The sequence below is a fragment of the Mesorhizobium huakuii genome, assembly GCF_014189455.1.
GTDB lineage: Bacteria > Pseudomonadota > Alphaproteobacteria > Rhizobiales > Rhizobiaceae > Mesorhizobium > Mesorhizobium huakuii_A.
The window spans coordinates 1,559,199-1,575,576 of record NZ_CP050296.1 but is presented as its reverse complement, the minus strand read 5'-3'; the positions used below and the strand labels follow the sequence as shown (position 1 = coordinate 1,575,576).

Sequence of the window (16,378 nt, the reverse complement as noted above, 5' to 3'; positions counted from 1 at the left end):
CGGCCTCACCTGGAAAGCTGGATCACCTGGTTGGCGCTGGTCAGCATGACCCATTTGCCGTTGCGCTGCTCGATCGACGACACCGTGCTTGAGTCCGGCAGCGTCGAGCCGCGCTGGACGATCCACAGGCCGGTGTCGTCCTCGATCATGGCGCGGCCGTTGGCGACATGGACCATGCGGAATTTCGCGACATCGGCGGGGAAGGGCTGGTCGCCAGGCGGCTGTGCCGGGGTGGCGTCATCCTGCACCGTTCCGGTGGCGAATAGGTCGATGCTGGTGTTGGGAAGGTCCTTGGCTGTCAGCGGCGCGCTGCGCGAGGCGACCACGCCGCCGCCCTCGCGTCCCGAATTGGTACCGGTGCCGCCAAACTTGATCGCCTGAACGCCGAACTGCTCCTGGTTGAAGAAGATATACCAGGGAAACAGCGCGCAGATCAGGCCGAGCGTTACGCCGAGCGCGGCGATGACGAAGTCGCTGCGCCGGTCTGGCTTCTTGCTCAACTTTGGAAACTGCGCCTTAGGCGGTTGCGGCCATTCGGTGACCGGAAACAGGCCGTCGATCAGCGATTCGCGGCTTGCCTGCGTTGTCCCGGCTGCCTCGACACCGGGAGCCACAGACATGGTGGGCACGGCAGCCCGAGCCACAGGCTCGGATCTGGGTAGAATCGGCTTGGCGGCCCTGGCCAGAACAGCCGCGGTCTTGGCGGCTATGGCGCTGGCGGCCTTTGCCTTGGCGGCCCTTTCCTCCGCGGCCCGGGCTTCCTCGGCGGCGTTCGCCTCGGCGATCATCTCGTTCAGGATGCGCTCGGTATATTGGCGTTCAGTCTCCTGATTCGGCATTCAGCTTTCCCTTGAGATGGCGGGCGAGATCGGAGAACGGATCGGCCGACGGGCGGTCCCTGGGCGATTGCGTCAGCGCCTCGTAGATCAGCGGCACCTGGCGCACCGCAATGTCGAGCTCGGCGTCGGCGCCGCCCTGGTAGGCGCCGAGCAGTCGGATGTCGCGCGTGTCCTCGAAGCGCGAGATCATCGACTTCAGCCGCGTCACCAAAGCGCGCTGTTCGACGCTCCAGGCCTTGCCGGCCAGGCGCGATATGGACGACAGCGGATTGACCGGCGGATAGCGACCCTGTTCGGCGATCGCGCGGTCGAGCACGACATGGCCGTCGAGGATGCCGCGCACGGAATCGGCGACCGGATCGTTGTGGTCGTCGCCGTCGACCAGCACGGAAATGATGGCGGTGATCGAGCCCTTACCTTCAACCCCGGGGCCCTCCACGCCCGGCCCGGCGCGTTCGAGCAGCTTGGGCAGTTCGGTGAAAACCGAGGCGGGATAGCCGCGGGCGACCGGCGGCTCGCCGGTTCCCGTCGCCACCTCGCGCAACGCATGGGCGAAGCGGGTGATGGAATCCAGCACCAGGAGCACACGGTGGCCCTGGTCGCGAAAGTGCTCGGCGACGCGCATGGCGGTGTCAGGCGCGCGCCGGCGCATCATGGCGCTCTCGTCGCTGGTGGCGACGACGGCCACGGTCTTGGCCATGCTGTCGCCGATCGTGTCCTCGAGGAATTCGCGGACCTCGCGACCGCGTTCGCCGATCAGCGCCACGACGACGGTGTCGAACGCGTCGGCACCGGCCAGCATGGCGAGCAGCGTCGACTTGCCGACGCCGGAACCGGCAAAGACGCCCATGCGCTGGCCGAAGCACAGCGGCGTGAAGATGTCGATGACCTTGACGCCGGTCATGAAGGCTGTGCCGACGCGCTGCCGTGCCATGGCACCGGGCGTCGTGGCACTGCCCGACAGGTCGTCGCCCCTGATCAGCGGCGGACCGCCATCGATTGCCCGGGTGAGCGCGTCGACGGTGCGGCCGCGCCATGAGCCGTGCGGCGCGACCGCGAGCGGTCCCCGGCGGAACACGGCGTCACCGATACCGGCATCGGCGCTGCGTTCGAAGGGCGCGACGACGATCTCGTCACGGCTGATCTTGACGATCTCGCCGCGGCGCGCGCCGGCCTGGCCGCGCTGTTCGACCATGTCGCCCAGCCTGGCGAAATCGGAAAGGCCGCGCACCTTGTAGTGCGTGGGCGTGACTTCGGTGACGAGGCCGCCACGCTTGACCAGCCCGTCGGTGTTGCTGAAGCGCCTGATAACCCGTTCCAACGCGGCCAGCCGATCCTCCGGCGCCGGCTGGACCTGTCTTTCGGGTGCACGGATGGAGGACCGGTCGAGCGACATTCTACGACTTCGAGCCGAGCGTCTTGATCGCCTCGTCGGTGGAGGAATCCGTCTGCCGCATCAGGGCGGCGGTGTTCTCGAAGGCCCGCTGGACCATGATCAGCCGGGTCATCTCCAGCACCGGATTGACGTTGGATTCCTCGACGAAGCCCTGAGCGATGCCGACATCGGAACGATCGGTGACCGGCTCGGGGGTGCGCGCAGGCACGATGCCGGAATTGCCGTAGCGCACGAAATTCTCACCCGGATCGAAATTGTAGAGGCCGATCGAGCCGACGAGCTGGTCGTTCTGGCGCAGCGAGCCATCGGCGCCGGCCTTGGGCGGGCCGTTGCGGGGGTCGAGCTGGATCGGCGCGCCGCCGGCGTCGAGCACCGGATGGCCTTCGATCGACATCAGCTCGCCATTCTCGTTCATCGAGAAGCGGCCGTCGCGGGTCATGACGGTGCCGGCCGGCGTGTCGATGGCGAACCAGGCGTCGCCCTGGATGGCGAAGTCGAACGGATTGCCGGTCTCGGTCAGGGGGCCATGGGCGCCCGAAAGATAGGTCTTGCCCGACGAGGCGAAGGACACCGATTTCTGCCCGGTGCCCGACACCAGGTCCTCGAATTTCACGCCGGTGGCACGAAAGCCGACGGTGTTGGCGTTGGCGACATTGTCGGCGATCGTGTCGAGCCGGCGCTCGAGCGCCATCTGCGCGGAAAGGGCGACGTAGAGACTGTCTTGCATGATCAGAACTTCAACTTCTGCATGGCCATCATCAGGTCGGTGGAAATGCCCACCGTGACCGGCTGAGCGAAGAGCACGCTGACCGACGTCACGGCCGTCGAGGTTGGGTTGTTGATCTCGTACATGCTGGTGAAGCGGGTGAGGAACTTGGTGAGCTTCGCGGGATCGGTGAAATCCGTGAGGTCGAGCTTCTGCTCGAACAACTGCGCCTGCTTGTCGATGTCGGCGGTGGCGAAGGAATCAGGCAGCCCCAGCGCGGTGCGCACGACGCTTGCAAGGGCCGTGTCGGCCAGCACGTCGTACCAGCTGGTGATGTCAGGCGCCTTGCGCTGGAAATAAAGCGCCAGCCGCACGCCCTCATTGGTCTGACCGGCATCCTCCTCAAGGGTCTGGCGCAGGTACTTATCGACGGTCGGCTGCTGCGCAGGATTGATGGTGGTGGCGTTCTCGCCATTGGCTTCGAAATTGAAGGCCACAGCCAGTCCTGCGTAAGCTGGGTTCGTCTGCTTGTTGGCGACGCTGTCAGGGTCGCTCACCTTACTTTGTAGGACCTGCTTGATCAGGTCCTTGTCCTCGGTCGCCGAGTCCAGACCGTATGCGGCCAGGGCATAGGTGTAGAGCCGGCTGTTCGACATCAGATCGTCGACGGACTTCACCTTGGTGATGTTGGCGAGGTAGTAGGTCGTCTCGCCCTTCACATAGTCCGAATTCGGGTCGAGGCCAGCGATCTGCGCCTGCGTGGCGTAGTTCTTCGTCACCAGCTGCTGCGCCTTGTTGTAGATGGTGGCGTCGGCGCCGTTGGCGGCGAAATTGAAGGCGCTGACGAACGCGGCATAGCGCTTGTCGGTCAGCTTGTTGGCAAAGCTGTTGGAATCCGAAACGCCTTCCTTGAGCGCCTTGACCATGAAGGCCTTGGCGTAATCCATGTCCTCCAGTCCGTAGGCCTTCATGGCATATTTGAACAGCCGGTCATTGTTGACGAAATCGTCGATCGATTTCACCTTGGTAATGTTGGCGAGATAATATTGGGTGTCGCGATCGACCGTCGGCTGCTGCTCGATGCGGTCGATAGACTTGGCGATGTCCTTGGTGATCAACTGATAGCTGGTAAAGGTACTGAGCAACGTCATGCCTCCGGCCGAAGCTTAATGTCGCGACAATAACCTCACTTCCTTGCGCGAAACTGAACCGCCCAACATTCGGCTCCATGGCCGCCCGGATTCAAGCCTCACACAAGGCACGGGGACTATCCCTTGCAGCTGACGTGAAATGCGGAAGGACCTGCCGTGGGCATTCTCATTGGACTTGTGGTGACGCTCGGCTGCGTCCTTGGCGGCTTCATGGCCATGGGCGGGCATCTGCACGTGCTGGTCCAGCCTTGGGAAGCCGTGGTCATCTGTGGCGCCGCGCTGGGCACCTTCCTGGTCGCCAACCCGATGAAGACGGTCAAGGATACCGGCAAGGGCATTCTTGAAGCCTTCAAGCAGGCGGTGCCGAAGGAACAGGATTATCTGGAAACGCTCGGCGTGCTGCACAGCCTGATGCGCGAATTGCGCTCGAAGTCGCGCAGCGAGGTCGAGGCGCATATCGACAATCCGGAAGAATCAGCCATCTTCCAGGCCTTTCCGACGGTGCTCAAGAATCACGATCTGATGAATTTCATCTGCGACTACTGCCGCATCATCATCATCGGCAATGCCCGCTCGCACGAGATCGAGGCGCTGATGGACGAGGAGATCCAGACGATCCGCTCCGACAAGATGAAGGCCTATCACGCGCTGGTCGCGGTCGGCGACGGCCTGCCGGCGCTGGGCATCGTCGCCGCGGTGCTCGGCGTCGTCAAGGCGATGGGCGCACTCGACCAGTCGCCGGAAATCCTTGGCGGCCTGATCGGCGCCGCCCTTGTCGGCACCTTCCTCGGCATCTTCCTGTCCTATGCCGTGGTCGGGCCCGTCGCCACCAAGATCAAGACGGTGCGCGAGAAGAAGAACCGCCTCTACATCATCGTCAAGCAGACGCTGCTCGCCTACATGAACGGTGCGCTGCCGCAGGTGGCAATCGAATTCGGCCGCAAGACCATCTCATCCTATGAGCGGCCAACCATCGACGCCGTCGAGCAGAGCACGATGAACACCGGCGGCGCCGAGAAGAAGGCCGCTTGAGCGATGCACGACAGATCGGTGCCGACACGGTCATGACCAGTCCAGGCAGCCCCGCGCAAGCGCGTTCGTTGATCATCGAGCGTCTGGTCGGCGACAGCGGCGAGGCCGCCCAGGTCATCGGTACTGGCCGGGCCATGGCCGAGCGCGCCGCGCCGCTGTTGCAAAAGAGCCTGACCAGTGAGCTCGGCGTTCCGGTCACCGTCGATCTCAGGGGTGTCGAGGTCAGCCGCGTCGCGGAGGCGCGCTCGCGTGCCGGCGATACGTTTGCCATGACCATCGTGGCATCATCCACGTCTTCTGATGCCATGACCCTGGTGATCGATGCGCCGGCGATAGCGATCATGGTCTGCACGCTGTTCGGCGGCGACCCGGAGACGCCGGCATCGCCGATCGAGCGTGAGCTGTCGCAGATCGAGGTTGATGTCTCGACCATGCTGTTTCAGCAGGTCGCGCAGGCCCTGAACGGATCGGGGCGGCGCTCGCTCGACCTGCGTCTGCCCGTACCGCGGGCGATGTCGGGCGCCGAAGCCAAACGGCACGTTTTACGAGATGGCGCGGCACTGCGCATCGTTCTTGGCATATCGACGCCAGCTGACAGCGGCACCGTCACGGTGACAATGCCGCAGCGCATCGTGCTGGCCAGCCGCGACAGCGCTGCGAACGCCGGCGGGGATGACCACGGCCCGAGCTGGCGAGAGCGCTTTTCGGAAGAGGTGATGCGCTCGACGGTGGCGCTCGAAGCCACCATGCCGCTGGCGCGGCTGACGCTTGGCGACCTCGCCAGTCTCGAAGTGGGCCAGGTCATCGACTTCGACGAAACGGCGCAATCACGGGCGCGCCTCAGCGCGCGCGGCCAGACGCTGTTCGTATGCGAGTTCGGCAAACTGGGGCAGAATTACACCGTCCGAATCAGGCATCCTTTCGATGCCGGGCAGGATTTCATCGATGGGCTCATGCCGGCCGGTGCCGGGCGCGCCTGAGCTTTTGGAGACGACGCATGGCCAAGACCAAAGTGGAAGCAGAGCTCGACCAGCCGGACGAGCAGCTCGATCGCGCCATCGAGGAATTGCGCGGGGTTCTGCATGAGGAGGAGCAGCGCCCGGATGCGGCGTTCAGGGCGGCGCGGGCGCCAATTCGAACGTCATCATGAACATCCCCGTCGATGTCCAGATCATCCTCGGCAGCACCGAGATGGCGGTTGCCGACCTGATGGCGCTGCAGAAGGGCTCGACCGTGGCGCTCAACCGCCGCATCGGCGAACCGGTCGACGTCGTGGTCAATGGCCGCAAGATCGCGCGCGGCGAGATCACGGTGCTTGAAAGCGACCCCTCGCGCTTCGGCATCAGGCTGACCGAAATCATCGCCGGCACGAAGGGCGCCTAAATATGGCTGGTGGGGCTTGCCGGTTGCAGTGGAGGCGAGAGGCAGCATGACGCCGCTGACGACCCTGACGCGTGCACAGAAGGCGGCCGCCATATTGGTGGCGATGGGCAAGCCGTCCGCCAGCCGCCTCTTGAAATTCTTCAAGCAGGAAGAGCTGAAGGCGCTGATCGAGGGCGCCCGGCTGCTCAGGACCATTCCGCAGAGCGATCTCGAGCGCATCGTCGCCGAATTCGAGGCCGAGTTCACCGAAGGGGCTGGCCTGCTCGATTCCGCCGACAGGATGGACACCATCCTCAACGAATCGCTGTCGCCCGAAGAGATGAGCGCCATCATGGGCAACAAGAAACCGGAGGCGGCACCTGAAGGGCCGCCGCCGATCTGGCCCGATCTCGAAAAGCTCGAACCCTCGCGGCTCGGCACCTTCCTGACCGGCGAACATCCGCAAACGGCGGCCATGGTCCTGTCGAAGCTGGCGCCGCAGGCGGCGGCGAGTGTGCTTTTGACGCTGACGAAACCGATGCGCGGCGAAATCATCAAGCGCATGGTGACGATGGCCAATGTTCCGGACGCCGCTGCCCGGATCGTCGAGAACCGACTGCGCGCCAGCGTGCTGGCGGAAACCTCGACCAAGGACACTTCGGCCGGGCAGGCGCGCGTCGCCAGCGTGCTCAACGAGCTGGACAAGCCGCTGCTCGAGGAGGTCATGCAGGATCTGGAAGCCGCCGGCACGCCCGACCTCGACGGTGTGCGAGCCCGTCTGTTTGCTTTCGACGACCTGCCGCTGCTCACCCAGAAGGCGCGCGTGCTTTTGTTCGACGGGTTGTCGACCGAGCTTGTCACTCTGGCGCTGCGCGGCACGTCGGCCGCGCTCGCCGAATCGGTGCTGTCGGCGATCGGCGCACGGTCGCGGCGCATGATCGAAGCCGAACTCGGACAGGGGTCGGAAGGGATTCCTCTCGCCGACATCATGACCGCGCGCAAGACCATCGTGACGACGACGATCCGGCTGTCGCGTGAAGGCGCATTCGAACTTCCCGCGACGCAGAACGCCGCCTAAGGCATGTCAGACGCCACCGACAAGGACTCCAAAACCGAAGAGGCGACGGAAAAGAAGGTCCGCGACACCATCGAACAGGGCAAGCTGCCCCATTCGAGGGAAACCGCGATCCTCGCCTCCTTCGTCGCCATACTGGTGTTCACCGTCTTCTATGCCAAGGACGCGGTCATCAACCTCGGCATGTTCCTGTCGATGTTCCTCGAAAAGCCCGAGGCCTGGCCGATGGACACCGAGACCGATGTCATCGCGCTCTACAAGCTCGTCCTGCTGGAAGTGGGCCGCGCCCTTATTAGCCTGCTGGTGCTTTTGACCGTTGCCGGCATCGGCGCCTCGGTGCTCCAGAACATGCCGCAATTCGTCGGCGAGCGGATCAGGCCGCAGCTTTCGCGCATTTCGATCACCAAGGGTTGGACCCGGATGTTCGGTGCCCAGGGCTGGGTCGAGTTCCTGAAATCCCTGGCAAAGGTCGGCTTCGCCATCGCCGTGCTCACCTTCACGCTGTCGGAGGATCACCGCAAGCTGCTTGCCGGAATGATCACCAATCCCGTCGCTTTCGGCCTCGTCATCCGCGGCATCGCGGTCGACATACTGGTGGCGATCGTCTTCGTCATGGGACTGATCGCGGCGATCGACATCGTCTGGTCGCGCTTCCACTGGAAGCAGGACCTGCGCATGAGCAAGCAGGAGGTCAAGGACGAGTTCAAGCAGTCCGAGGGCGACCCGATCATCAAGTCGCGGCTGCGCTCGCTGGCGCGCGACCGGGCGCGCAAGCGGATGATGACGGCGGTGCCGCGCGCGACGCTGATCATCGCCAACCCGACCCACTTCTCGATCGCGCTGAAATACGTGCGCGACGAGGATTCGGCACCGCTGGTGGTGGCCAAGGGGCAGGATCTGGTGGCGCTGAAAATCCGCGAGATTGCCAAGGAGCACAACATCCCGATCTTCGAGGACGTGGCGCTCGCCCGCTCCATGTACAAGCAAGTTTCGGTCGATAATGTGATCCCGTCGCAATTCTACCAGGCCGTCGCCGAACTGGTGCGGATCGTCTACTCGAAAAAGGCTGAGCGCAGACAGATTTCATGAACCGCCAACCGCACGCAAAATCCCGCGAGATCATCGTCGCCAGCGCCATCGAGCAAGTGGTCGGCGAACTGAGGCTGATCGATGTCGCCGACTACATCGCCTTCATCCGGCTGGAGCATTTCGCCTGCCTGTCGGACCTGGTCGATTCAGCGGTGGAGCTGTTCTTCATGCCGGGCACGCTCAGGCTCGGCCATGGCGGCGAGGCGCATGTCGACTGGACCGGCAGCCCGCGCATCGTGCTCGACCTGGAACTGCGGCCACCCGGTGTGACTGTCTATTTCCAGCTGACGCTGAGCGAGGCCGGCAACTCGGTCGCGGTCAATTACGTGTCGTTCGAAAAGCCCGGGGAGAACCCTGAGCACAACACGGCACTGCTCGAGGCGGTGATCGAGCAGGCTCGGATCCGTAGAGTCGAGCCTCTGGCTTTCTGAAGCGCCTTTGTCAGGCGACGCAATTACTCGATCAGACCGAGCCGCAGCGCTTTGGCGACCGCCTGGTTGCGGTTGACGGCGTTGAGCTTCTGCGTCGACTGCGTCAGATACTGGTTGGCCGTGTGCACTGACAGTTTCAGCAGCCGCGCGATTTCTTCGCTGGTGTTGCCGTTGGCGGTCAGCTTCAGGCATTCGAGTTCGCGCTTGGAAATGGCGCGCATCCTGCCGGTGTCCCCGGGACGGATACGCGCGACGGCGGCGAACAGGGAAAAGCAGCGGGCGTGGATCTCGTAGAGCGTATCCTGCGGCAGCGCGATCTCCGATCCCAGGAAGACGACGAGGCCGCATTGGCCGCGATCGGCGTGGACGGGAAAGGCGATGCCGCTGGTGCCGGGCGCCAGCGGCGCCATCTGTGCGGTCCAGGCGAGATTGCCGAACATTTCAGCCATCGCCGCCATGCCGTCATCCGTCCACCAGCGCGGCTCCGTCGAGTTGTGGGTGTGGCGCACGATCTCCTCGCCATTGGCGCCCGAGATGAACTTGCTCGCCACGGCAATGCCGGGATAGTCGGAATCGAAACACGGCACCAGCCGCGCCCGCTCCGGCGACGGGCTGACGAAGTACAGGCCGAAGGCCGAGGCATTGATGTCGACGGATATCCAGCGGCAGCGGCGCACGGCATCGGGAACGGTGACGGCGTGATGCGTTTCGGAGCCGAGCGAGAAGGCGCCGAAGGGGCTGCGCTGCTCGTTGAAAAGGGCCTCCGCGGCGTCCTTGATGTCGGCGTGTTTCAAATGATGCCACTCCTTATCGCCGTTGCGATGGCCATCGCGCGGTTCGAGGCCGCGAATTTCTGGATGGCGTGGGTGATGTAGCTGTTGACGGTGTTGGACGACACGCCAAGGATGACGGCCACCTCGTCGGTGGTCTTGCCTTCCGAAACCCAGAACAGGCATTCGCGCTCACGATCCGACAGTGGATCCTGCATCGCAGCCGCGGCGATCAACTGCGGGATATGCGAGAGCGCGTAGCAGCATTTCAGCTGTGCCCTCATCAGCGCCGGCTGGTCGATCTGGCCAGCCGTCGCCGCCGAGAACAGGGCGAACAGGCGCTGGCGGCCGACATTCAGCCTGAGCGAATAGATCTCGGCATGGCCGAGCACGTCGAGAAGGCGGGCCTCTTCGCCGGAGACCAGTCCGTCGGCATCCGGTGCCTCTGCCGCCACCAGCGGTCGTGGGCGGATGCCGGGCGCCACCGTGAGCGCGCCCTGGGCAAGGCTGGCGATCAGCCGCTTGCCGGTCAGTTCGATGGCGTCGAAGATCCAGTTCGACGAGACGATGCGCGCGTCATTGCGATCCTGGTCGTGGACGATGGCAACCAGCATGTAGCTGTCGGCGCCGATCTCGGCGGTCAGCTCCATGAAGAAGCTGGTCAAATCACCGCGCGACGTCAGGCGCGAGCCCAATGTATCGGATTGAAGAAGCGCGGCGGGACTGCTCATTCTTGTTGCTTTTGGCCGGAATCGTTTCTGCTGTCCGGATGCTGGAGGCCAGCCGCCGAACCCTAAAAACGCGTTACTTTCACGAGACGCACACGAGGCGCGGGGCCGCGCCAATCAGACGGAATCCGTTCAGGGAACGCGAAGACATCCGCGTCTGGCGCCGGAACATTCCGGAACGTGAGACTTTGGGTGGTCGCCGCGCCCCCCGAGGACCGGCTGATTCGGGTCTAATCTACCCGCAGATGAATCCGACATCAAACGCGATTTGACAAAATCGAATCCGGTGGACTCGCGTGCGACTCAGAAGCAGGCGAGAGGGCCGGTTTCATTGTTTCAGGACACCTCATTCGCCGACATGAACCCGACATCAAAAAGCCAGAGGGTGTTGTGGGACTGCCGTATCGAGGGCCGATCGATTCCGGTAGGTTTTCGCTGATCAACAGGGGTGGGCTTCCCTTCGATCGGACTGGGCAGGGGTGGCGGCGCTTGTTTCGCAGCCATCGGCATGGGGGTGATCATGAAGCAGGTTTTCCTGGCGTTCACGGTGATGCTTGTGGTTCTTGCCGGTGCGGCAGCGCCCGCCAAGGCCGAGCCAATCGTCACCTATGCGCTCGACAACGGGCTGCAAGTGGTGCTGGTGCCCGACCATCGCGCGCCGAAGGTGGTGATGAACCTGCGCTATCGCGTCGGGTCGATGAACGAACCTGCCGGTCGCTCTGGCTTCGCGCATCTGTTCGAGCATCTGATGTTTTCCGGGACGCCGGCCTGGCCGAACGTGTTCGGCGCCCACGCCGCATTGGGCAACGAGATCAATGCCTGGACCACCGAGGACGGCACCGTGTTCTATGTCGACGGTCTGTCGTCGTCGCTGCCGATGATCCTGTCGCTGGAGGCCGACCGCATGGCCAATCTCGGCCGCTCGGTGACGCAGGCCAAGCTCGACCTGCAGCGTTCGGTGGTCAAGAACGAGATGCGCCAGAACGTGCTCGACAAGGCCGGCGCATCCGGCTGGGAAGCCTTCTGGTCCGGGCTGTTTCCGAAGCCGCATCCCTATAGCCGCATGGTCATCGGTTCGGTCGCCGACCTCGATGCGGCGACGCTCGACGATGTCAGAGGCTTCTTCAACACCTACTATCTGCCCAACAATGCGGTGCTGGTGCTGGTCGGCGATCTCAAGGTCGATGACACCAAGGCGCTGATTGCGGACACGTTCGGCCGGATACCGCGCGGCGCCGACGTGGCGCGGCCCGCCATTCCGGAACCGACCCAGGCGCGGCTCAAGCTGGTGCTCGAGGATCGCCTGCCGAGCCCCGTCGTGGTGGTCGGCTTCAGCGGCCCGGCGGCGCAGTCGCCAGACAATGGCCCGCTCAGCATCGCCGCCGAACTGCTCGGCAATGGCGACTATGGATTTCTGCGCAACCGGCTGGTCTCGCAACAGGGCATCGCCACCTATGCCAGCGCGAGCTGGACGGGCGGCCTGCTTGGCGGCCGCTTCACCTTCGAGGCGGGCGCGGCGGCAGGCGTGACGCCGGAAGCGCTCGAGAGCGCGATGAAAGCGGCGTTCACGGATTTCCAGAAGACGCCGCTCGATCCGGCTGATGTCGAGCGCGCGCGCAACGGCATATTGCAGGCGGCGCGGCTGGGCAACGAGGCGCTGAAGGATCGCGCCGGCACCGTCTCCTACAATGCCGACATTCTCGGCGACGCACAGAGCGCGCTGGTCGACGATCCGCGCGTCAGGAATGCCAGCGTGGCGGAAGTCGAAGCGACGATCAAGCGGCTGTTGAAACCGGAAGACGCCAGCGTGCTGGTGCTGAAGCCCGGTCCGCGCGGCGGTTATCCCGACGCGCTGATCGGTTCGTCCGGAACGCCACAGCCTTTTACGGCACCGGAGCGGGTGGCGATCGACATCCCGAAGCATCCGGCCGGGCAAGCGCCTTCGGCGGTGTTGCCCGCCATGGAAACGGCGACGCTCTCCAACGGCATCAAGCTCGTCCACTACACCATGCCGGAAGCGCCGATGGTCTATGTGGCGGCGAGTGCCGAAGGCGGCTGGAACAGTGTGCCGGAGGGCAAGGAAGGGTTGCTGGAACTGGCCGCAAGCATGGCGACGCGGGGTGCGGCCGATCGCGGCGCGGCCGACTTCGCCAAGGCGACCAGCGATATCGGTGCGGGGATCGGCTATCAGGCCGGCGCGCTGGCCACCACGATGACGCTTGGCGTGCCGCCGGAAAAATTGGATCAAGGTCTCGGCCTGCTTGCCGACGCGGTGCTGAAGCCGCGTTTCGACAAGACTGAATGGACCGTGCTGATGGCGCAGACGGTCGACTGGCTGAACGGGCGCGAGGCGGATCTGCCTGGTGTTGCCGGCCGCGCGGCAAAGACGGCGCTTATTCCGCAGGTACCGGGCAAGGCCGCGGTCGACTGGTCGGCGAAGGCGCTGGCGTCGATCTCGCTCGACGAGGCCAAAGCCGCGTTCAAGGCGGAGTTCACGCCCAAGGCGGTGACCTTCTACAGCGTCGGCCCGATGCCGGTCGCCACCGTCGCGGCCGGCCTTGAAAAAGCATTCGGCACATGGACAAGCGATGCCATCGGCTATGCTGTCGAACCGTCGCCGGCGGCGCATTTCAACAGCGGTCAGAAGGTGCTGCTGGTGCCTGAACCCGGCGCCAGCCAGTCGGCGCTGTTCGTGGCGCGGCCGGCGCCCGGCACCGACGAAGGCGAGCGCGCTGAATCGACCGCGGTCGCCAATCTGCTTGGCGATGATTTCTCCAGCCGGCTGAATTCGGTGATCCGCGAGGAGAAGGGCTATTCCTATGGCGTGTCGAGCTATCTCATGAGCCCGATGAAGGCCGGCTCGGGACTGGTCGTGGCAACCACCGTCGAGCGGGCCAACACCGGTCCGGCGATCACCGAGATCCTGAAAGGGTTTGCCGGCCTGACCACCTTGCCGGTGGCGCAGGACGAGGTCGACCGCACGGTAACGGTCTATCGCCGGGCACTGGCCGGGTCGGCGGAGACCTCGGCAGGTCTGTTCGGTTCGCTGATCTCAGCAGTCGGCAGCGGTTCGACGCTCGAAGATCAACAGAACCGCATGACGGCGCGTACCCGGCTGACGCTCGATGCCGTGCAGAAACAGGCGCTGTCATTGTCGTCGCTCGACCCGTCGCTGATCGTCGTTGCCGGTGATCCCGACGTGGTCATGCCACAGCTTGCCGCGATCGGCCTCAAGGAGGTCGAGATCGTCAAGCGTGACGAGGCGGGCGAGCAGACGGCCATGCGGGCGCTCGACCTTCTCGGCGGCAACAGCCAGGCGCCGCTATCCGCTTCACCGTGGCGGGTCGGCGATGGCGGCACCACGCGAGCGGTGCACACTTGCGCTGACGCCAAGGACTGCGGCGCGCAAATCCATGCCGATTGATCGGCTCGATGCGCGGCCGCCGGCCGCGCTTAAATCTTGTTATCTTTGGTTTCGGGGGAAACGATGAGCGATTCATTTCGGGAAGTTACGTCAGTCTCGTGGTTCGGGCGGATCAAGCGCGCGGTCGGCGGGGTCATTTTCGGCCTGCTGCTGATCGTGCTGATGGTGATCGGGCTGTTCTGGAACGAGGGTCGCGCCGTGCAGACGGCGCGCTCGCTGGCCGAGGGCGCCGGCGCCGTGGTCTCGATCAATGCCGACAGCGTCGATGCAGGCAATGACGGAAAGCTGGTGCATGTCAGCGGGCCGGTGACGGCGGATAGCGGCCTGTCGGATCCGGATTTCGGCATTGCCGCGCAAGGGCTGCGCCTGTCGCGCAGCGTCGAGATGTATCAGTGGAAGGAAGAATCCAAATCCGAGACCACCAAGAAGCTTGGCGGCGGGGAGGAGACGGAGACCACCTACAGCTATTCGAAAGTGTGGGACGACAAGCAGATCGATTCATCGGACTTCAAGAAGCCGGACGGCCATCAGAATCCGCCGATGGCGATCCACAGCCGCGCCTTCCAGATTCCACAGGGCAAGCTCGTCGCCTTCGATCTCGATACACCGGTGCTCGACCGCATCGACGGCGACAAGGAGTACTCGCTGTCGGCCAGTCAGTCGGCGGCGATCAAGGCCGCCTATACCGGGACGAAGCCGCTCAGCATCGTTGACGGCAAAATCTATCTCGGCAGCGACAACACAACACCTGCGCTGGGCGACTACCGTATCAGCTACGAACTGGCGCCGCTCGGCGTGGTCAGCATCGTGGCGCGCCAGGCCGGCAGCCGGTTCGAGTCCTACCAGACGCAAGCGGGCGATGCGCTGCTGATGGTCGATACCGGCCAGGTGCCGGCCGACAAGATGTTCGCCGAGGCTGTCAGCGCCAACACGCTGATCACCTGGCTGTTGCGCGCCGGCGGCTTGTTGTTGCTGACGATCGGCTTCGCCCTGTTCCTCAGCCCGATCGGCGTGATCCTCGACGTGATCCCGTTCCTCGGCAGCATGGCGCGGATGGGAACCGGCATCATCGCCTTCTTCCTGGCGATCCTGGTCGGCACGACGACAATCGCGATTGCCTGGTTCTGGTATCGGCCGGTGCTGGCGGCGGGCATATTGGCGGCGGGCGTCATCGCAGCGGCGGCAGTCTACTATCTCGGCCGCTCACGCAGGGCTGCCGCACCAACGGCCGCGCCGAGCACCGGCGCCGCAACGTAGCTTGCAAAAAAGGGCGGTCATGCCGCCCCCTTTCTTCGCTATCAGCCCTTGGTTTGCGAGCCGGCTTACCGGTCCTCGAAACCGGTCAGCACGCCGACGGCGTTGATGCCGATCTCCTCGACGGCATAGCCGCCTTCCATGACGAACAGCGTCGGCAAGCCGAGCTTGGCGATGCGGCGGCCGATCTTGGGATAGTCCGGGCTTTTCAGCTTGAACTGGCTGATCGGATCCTTCTCGAAAGTGTCGACGCCGAGCGAGACGATGACGATGTCGGGCGCGTAGGCGGCGAGCCTGGCGCAAGCGTCCTCCAGCGAGGCGTTCCAGGCGTCCCAGTCGGTACCGAACGGCATGGGATAATTGATGTTGAAGCCTTCGCCCGCGCCGGCACCGCGTTCGTCGGCATGGCCGAGGAAGAACGGGTATTCGACCATCGGATCGCCATGCAGGTTGAGGACCTGCACGTCGGCGCGGTCATAGAAGATTTCCTGCGTGCCGTTGCCGTGGTGGTAGTCGACGTCGAGGATGGAGATGCGTTTGGCGCCCTGGTCGAGGAACCACTGCGCGGCGACGGCGGCGTTGTTGATGTAGCAATAGCCGCCCATGAACCCGGCGCCGGCATGGTGGCCAGGCGGGCGGCAGAGCGCGAACGCCGACCTCTCGCCGCCCTTGACCAGGCCGGCCGCGGTCAGCGCCACGTCATAGGACGACTTGATCGCGGCCCATGTGCCTTCGACGAAAGTGGCGCCGGCATCGAAGGAATAGTAGCCGAGCAGCGCATCGACGCGCTTTGGCGGCACGTCGCCGCGCAGGCCGCGCGTCGGCCAGGTGAAGGGCATGGCCGTGCCCTCGTGACCTGAGGCCACCCATTGCGGCCAGACCGTCGGCAGGAAGTCGATATAGTCTGATTTGTGGATACGCTTGGCGGCGGCAAGGTCATGCTCGAGCGGCAGGACGATCGGTCCGAGCTTCTCGCTTTCGACCCGTGCCTTGATGAATTCGGCCCGAGAGGGCTTCTCGAAACCCGGCACGATGGCCGATGTGACCAGTTCCATCTGGCCGGCATGGCCAGCATGAAGCGGCGAATAGACAGTCTTCATAAAATTCCTCTCGAAATGCGA

General features: G+C 64.4%; 16 protein-coding genes. 9 read left to right on the top strand and 7 right to left on the bottom strand.

Annotated features, from left to right (window positions below; translation table 11 throughout):
- Nucleotides 1–5: 5 nt before the first annotated feature.
- The 4 genes from HB778_RS07670 to HB778_RS07655 are packed head-to-tail and all read right to left on the bottom strand — an operon-like array spanning nt 6 to nt 4,092.
- A complete protein-coding gene (locus HB778_RS07670; protein ID WP_183462762.1) occupies nt 6–839 on the bottom strand; it encodes a hypothetical protein in 834 nt (277 codons plus the stop codon).
- Nucleotides 820–2,235, bottom strand: coding sequence for a flagellar protein export ATPase FliI (gene fliI / locus HB778_RS07665; protein ID WP_244661866.1), 1,416 nt, complete (start codon nt 2,233–2,235; stop codon nt 820–822). The genes HB778_RS07670 and fliI overlap by 20 nt, the downstream gene beginning before the upstream one ends.
- 1 nt (nt 2,236) lies before the next feature.
- Nucleotides 2,237–2,962, bottom strand: coding sequence for a flagellar basal-body rod protein FlgF (flgF, locus tag HB778_RS07660; RefSeq protein WP_183462761.1), 726 nt, complete (start codon nt 2,960–2,962; stop codon nt 2,237–2,239).
- 2 nt (nt 2,963–2,964) lie between these two features.
- Nucleotides 2,965–4,092, bottom strand: coding sequence for a DUF1217 domain-containing protein (locus HB778_RS07655; protein WP_432421240.1), 1,128 nt, complete (start codon nt 4,090–4,092; stop codon nt 2,965–2,967).
- 156 nt (nt 4,093–4,248) lie between these two features.
- On the opposite strand from HB778_RS07655, the gene motA reads away from it, so the two are divergent.
- From motA to HB778_RS07625, 7 genes are read left to right on the top strand one after another with little or no spacing between them, the layout of a single operon-like run.
- Complete coding sequence (gene motA / locus HB778_RS07650; RefSeq protein ID WP_183462759.1) at nt 4,249–5,124, top strand: flagellar motor stator protein MotA; 876 nt, start codon at nt 4,249–4,251, stop codon at nt 5,122–5,124.
- 32 nt (nt 5,125–5,156) lie between these two features.
- A complete protein-coding gene (locus HB778_RS07645; protein WP_183465036.1) occupies nt 5,157–6,104 on the top strand; it encodes a FliM/FliN family flagellar motor switch protein in 948 nt (315 codons plus the stop codon).
- A gap of 17 nt (nt 6,105–6,121) precedes the next feature.
- Nucleotides 6,122–6,274: a hypothetical protein gene (locus tag HB778_RS41395; protein ID WP_244661864.1), complete on the top strand. Its 153-nt coding sequence runs from the start codon at nt 6,122–6,124 to the stop codon at nt 6,272–6,274.
- Nucleotides 6,271–6,507: a flagellar motor switch protein FliN gene (gene fliN, locus HB778_RS41390; protein WP_244661863.1), complete on the top strand. Its 237-nt coding sequence runs from the start codon at nt 6,271–6,273 to the stop codon at nt 6,505–6,507. Before HB778_RS41395 ends, fliN begins: the two co-directional genes overlap by 4 nt.
- Before the next feature lie 46 nt (nt 6,508–6,553).
- Complete coding sequence (locus tag HB778_RS07635; protein WP_183462757.1) at nt 6,554–7,564, top strand: flagellar motor switch protein FliG; 1,011 nt, start codon at nt 6,554–6,556, stop codon at nt 7,562–7,564.
- Nucleotides 7,565–7,567: 3 nt separating this feature from the next.
- A complete protein-coding gene (gene flhB, locus HB778_RS07630; protein WP_183462755.1) occupies nt 7,568–8,650 on the top strand; it encodes a flagellar biosynthesis protein FlhB in 1,083 nt (360 codons plus the stop codon).
- Nucleotides 8,647–9,081: a hypothetical protein gene (locus HB778_RS07625; RefSeq protein WP_183462753.1), complete on the top strand. Its 435-nt coding sequence runs from the start codon at nt 8,647–8,649 to the stop codon at nt 9,079–9,081. The genes flhB and HB778_RS07625 overlap by 4 nt, the downstream gene beginning before the upstream one ends.
- A 23-nt stretch (nt 9,082–9,104) precedes the next feature.
- Here HB778_RS07625 and HB778_RS07620 read toward each other — a convergent pair whose 3' ends face one another.
- Together HB778_RS07620 and HB778_RS07615 are read right to left on the bottom strand one after the other, a co-directional pair.
- Nucleotides 9,105–9,875: a helix-turn-helix transcriptional regulator gene (locus tag HB778_RS07620; RefSeq protein ID WP_183462751.1), complete on the bottom strand. Its 771-nt coding sequence runs from the start codon at nt 9,873–9,875 to the stop codon at nt 9,105–9,107.
- Nucleotides 9,872–10,582 carry a helix-turn-helix transcriptional regulator gene (locus tag HB778_RS07615; RefSeq protein WP_183462748.1) on the bottom strand — a complete coding sequence of 237 codons (711 nt, stop codon included), beginning with the start codon at nt 10,580–10,582 and terminating at the stop codon, nt 9,872–9,874. Before HB778_RS07615 ends, HB778_RS07620 begins: the two co-directional genes overlap by 4 nt.
- 517 nt (nt 10,583–11,099) lie before the next feature.
- Here HB778_RS07615 and HB778_RS07610 point away from each other — a divergent pair.
- Nucleotides 11,100–14,003 (top strand): M16 family metallopeptidase, encoded by a 2,904-nt coding sequence (locus HB778_RS07610; protein ID WP_183462746.1) that lies wholly within the window; start codon nt 11,100–11,102, stop codon nt 14,001–14,003.
- A gap of 63 nt (nt 14,004–14,066) precedes the next feature.
- Nucleotides 14,067–15,260, top strand: coding sequence for a TMEM43 family protein (locus HB778_RS07605; protein ID WP_183462744.1), 1,194 nt, complete (start codon nt 14,067–14,069; stop codon nt 15,258–15,260).
- A 65-nt stretch (nt 15,261–15,325) separates the two neighbouring features.
- On the opposite strand, the gene HB778_RS07600 is transcribed toward HB778_RS07605, so the two are convergent.
- A complete protein-coding gene (locus HB778_RS07600) occupies nt 15,326–16,357 on the bottom strand; it encodes a histone deacetylase family protein (protein ID WP_183462742.1) in 1,032 nt (343 codons plus the stop codon).
- Nucleotides 16,358–16,378: the final 21 nt, after the last annotated feature.

What these genes read in the sequence shown, in the direction of transcription:
- HB778_RS07670 (WP_183462762.1), bottom strand. Translation starts at nt 839, where the DNA reads ATGCCGAATCAGGAGACTGAACGCCAATATACCGAGCGCATCCTGAAC.
- fliI (WP_244661866.1), bottom strand. Translation starts at nt 2,235, where the DNA reads ATGTCGCTCGACCGGTCCTCCATCCGTGCACCCGAAAGACAGGTCCAG.
- flgF (WP_183462761.1), bottom strand. Translation starts at nt 2,962, where the DNA reads ATGCAAGACAGTCTCTACGTCGCCCTTTCCGCGCAGATGGCGCTCGAG.
- HB778_RS07655 (WP_432421240.1), bottom strand. Translation starts at nt 4,092, where the DNA reads ATGACGTTGCTCAGTACCTTTACCAGCTATCAGTTGATCACCAAGGAC.
- HB778_RS07645 (WP_183465036.1), top strand. Translation starts at nt 5,157, where the DNA reads ATGACCAGTCCAGGCAGCCCCGCGCAAGCGCGTTCGTTGATCATCGAG.
- HB778_RS41395 (WP_244661864.1), top strand. Translation starts at nt 6,122, where the DNA reads ATGGCCAAGACCAAAGTGGAAGCAGAGCTCGACCAGCCGGACGAGCAG.
- fliN (WP_244661863.1), top strand. Translation starts at nt 6,271, where the DNA reads ATGAACATCCCCGTCGATGTCCAGATCATCCTCGGCAGCACCGAGATG.
- HB778_RS07635 (WP_183462757.1), top strand. Translation starts at nt 6,554, where the DNA reads ATGACGCCGCTGACGACCCTGACGCGTGCACAGAAGGCGGCCGCCATA.
- flhB (WP_183462755.1), top strand. Translation starts at nt 7,568, where the DNA reads ATGTCAGACGCCACCGACAAGGACTCCAAAACCGAAGAGGCGACGGAA.
- HB778_RS07625 (WP_183462753.1), top strand. Translation starts at nt 8,647, where the DNA reads ATGAACCGCCAACCGCACGCAAAATCCCGCGAGATCATCGTCGCCAGC.
- HB778_RS07615 (WP_183462748.1), bottom strand. Translation starts at nt 10,582, where the DNA reads ATGAGCAGTCCCGCCGCGCTTCTTCAATCCGATACATTGGGCTCGCGC.
- HB778_RS07610 (WP_183462746.1), top strand. Translation starts at nt 11,100, where the DNA reads ATGAAGCAGGTTTTCCTGGCGTTCACGGTGATGCTTGTGGTTCTTGCC.
- HB778_RS07605 (WP_183462744.1), top strand. Translation starts at nt 14,067, where the DNA reads ATGAGCGATTCATTTCGGGAAGTTACGTCAGTCTCGTGGTTCGGGCGG.
- HB778_RS07600 (WP_183462742.1), bottom strand. Translation starts at nt 16,357, where the DNA reads ATGAAGACTGTCTATTCGCCGCTTCATGCTGGCCATGCCGGCCAGATG.